This is a genomic window from Trebonia sp., from assembly GCF_049794275.1.
GTDB lineage: Bacteria > Actinomycetota > Actinomycetes > Streptosporangiales > Streptosporangiaceae > Trebonia.
Map to the genome: position 1 here is coordinate 1 of NZ_JBARCR010000162.1, position 2,113 is coordinate 2,113.

Genomic DNA, 2,113 nt, shown 5'->3' on the forward strand with positions numbered 1-2,113 from the left:
CCTGGCGCGGGCGCCGACGACGAGCTGACGCCACGCGAGGCCGAGGTGCTGCGCCTCATCGCGGCCGGCCAGTCCAACCGGGAGATCGCCCGCACCCTGTTCGTCAGCGAGGCGACGGTCAAGACCCACGTCAACCGCATCTTCGCCAAGACAGGCTCACGTGACCGCGCCCAGGCCACTCGCTACGCCTACACCCACGGCTACGCCGACCCGTCCTGACGCCGGCCGCAGCGGCAGGGATTCAGCTCCGCTGGACGGGCCGGATGATCCTGGCGGCGGCCAGGTCGCGCAGGCTGACCATGCCGCGCACCTCGCGGCCTTCCAGCACCGGGAGGTGCCGGAAGCCGTGCAGCAGCATGAGCTGAGCGGCATCCTCGACCGTGGTATCCGGGGACGCCGGCTCCGGGTCCCTGGTCATCCAGGCGGACACCGGGGAATGGGTCAGGTCGATGCCGGATGCCGCGGCGCGGAGCACGTCCCGCTCGGTGAGAATGCCGGCCAGGAAGCGGCCCTGCATGATCAGCGCCGATCCGACCCCGCGCTGGACCATGGCCGCGGCGGCGGCCGCCACCGGCTCGTCGGGGCCGGTCGTCACCACGCGGGTGGTCATCAGGTCGCGGACGGTCAGCGCTCGCCGGGGAGGGTCAGCCACCTTCGCCCACCTCGTGGAACTCCGAGTCGGTGTGCGGCGCGGACGGGCCAGACATTTCCTCGGACAGCATACGCCACAGTGACCCTGACCATGAGGACACCCGCGGCCACCGCATCCAGAACAGCTGCAGGGTCGTCTCGTCGAACTCGGCGTGCGCACGCTCGGGAGACATCGCCTCGGTGAAGTCCTCGAACTGATGGAGGAGTTCGAGGAAGCGGTCTGCGTTAGCTTCCATGTGATTACCTTCGGGCGAGCGGGCTGACGGCAAACTGGGGCAGAGGCTCGAAAAACGACGGATCGCGCCGAGTGCGTGATCCATACCCCGAAAGTTCGCGCCCGAAAAGCAGCGCGGCGCGGCCTACATCCAGCTGTCGGCGGCGGGGGCGTCGGTGCCGTAGGCGTCGCGCCAGGAGATGACGGGGTTCCGCAAAATCCCCAGCTTTTCGATTTCCGCCTCGACCACGTCGCCGGGCTTGAGGTAGTTGGCGAACGGGTCGTCGGTGCTCGCGGCGACGCCCGCGACCGTGCCGGTCGTGATCAGGTCGCCGGCGCTGTAGACCTGCGGCGAGTGGTAGGCGACCAGCTGCGGGATCGACACCGACATCTTGCGCGTGTTGGACTTCTGCCGGACCTGGCCGTTGACCCGGAGCTCCATGTCGAGGTCGTGCGGGTCGTCGACCTCGTCCGCGGTGAGGATGTACGGGCCGATCGGGCAGAAGGTCTCGATCGCCTTGGAAAAGGAGAAGACACCCGACTGCATCTCGCGACGCTGGATGTCGCGCGCCGTGATGTCGTTGAAGACCAGGTAGCCGCCGATGTGCTCGGCCGCCTGATCGGCGGAGAAGAACTTGCCCGGCTTGCCGATGACGATCGCCATCTCGAGCTCGTAGTCGAGTTCGCTGGTGAGCTGCCCTGGATAGACGACCGGATCGCCGGGGCCGATGATCGCGTCCACGTTCTGGAAGAAGACGATGCCCTTGTTGACCGGGTGCGACCAGTTGACCCGGGCGAGGTCCTCGTGGTGCTCGCGGAAGTTCCCCGCGGTGTGGAAGAACTTCTTCGGCACGATCGGCGCGCGCAGCCGCACCCCGTCGAGCGGGTAGCGGCGGCCGGTTTCCGCCGCCTGCCGGTCACGCTCGAAGAACTCCCTGACCGAGGCGACGTCGAGCTCGATCACCTGGTCGTCGGCGATGCGGCCGACCTGGCCGTCGTTAAAGGTCACGAGTTTCATGCTGATTCTCCTGGAAGTTCTGCTGGCGGGCCGACGCGGGCAGTCGGGTCATGGTCTTTCAGTGTGCTGAACCGCCGCTGGTGGGCGCGGCTTCATGCCAATGAATGGAACGCGCGTGGACGAAGTCGCGGCGGTGATCTTCACTGCTCGCTATGACGGACTGGCTTGGACTGCGGGGCCGCGCGGCTCTCGTCGCCGGGGCGGGCGGGATCGGCGCGGCGGTCGCGCTG

At 68.1% G+C, this 2,113-nt stretch carries 4 protein-coding genes; 1 reads left to right on the forward strand and 3 read right to left on the reverse strand.

The window, feature by feature from the left end:
• A partial coding sequence (locus WA805_RS04640) for a response regulator transcription factor (RefSeq protein WP_425241720.1) occupies positions 1-219 on the forward strand: 219 nt, incomplete at its 5' end.
• Positions 220-241: 22 nt separating this feature from the next.
• On the opposite strand, the gene WA805_RS04645 is transcribed toward WA805_RS04640, so the two are convergent.
• From WA805_RS04645 to WA805_RS04655, 3 genes are all read right to left on the reverse strand, one after another.
• The gene (locus tag WA805_RS04645; RefSeq protein WP_422275289.1) at positions 242-652 is read right to left on the reverse strand and encodes a cyclic nucleotide-binding/CBS domain-containing protein; all 411 of its coding nucleotides are present in this window, start codon (positions 650-652) and stop codon (positions 242-244) included.
• Positions 645-887: a hypothetical protein gene (locus WA805_RS04650; RefSeq protein WP_422275291.1), complete on the reverse strand. Its 243-nt coding sequence runs from the start codon at positions 885-887 to the stop codon at positions 645-647. Before WA805_RS04650 ends, WA805_RS04645 begins: the two co-directional genes overlap by 8 nt.
• A gap of 123 nt (positions 888-1,010) precedes the next feature.
• Positions 1,011-1,883 carry a fumarylacetoacetate hydrolase family protein gene (locus WA805_RS04655; RefSeq protein ID WP_425241721.1) on the reverse strand — a complete coding sequence of 291 codons (873 nt, stop codon included), beginning with the start codon at positions 1,881-1,883 and terminating at the stop codon, positions 1,011-1,013.
• Between the last annotated feature and the right edge of the window lie 230 nt (positions 1,884-2,113).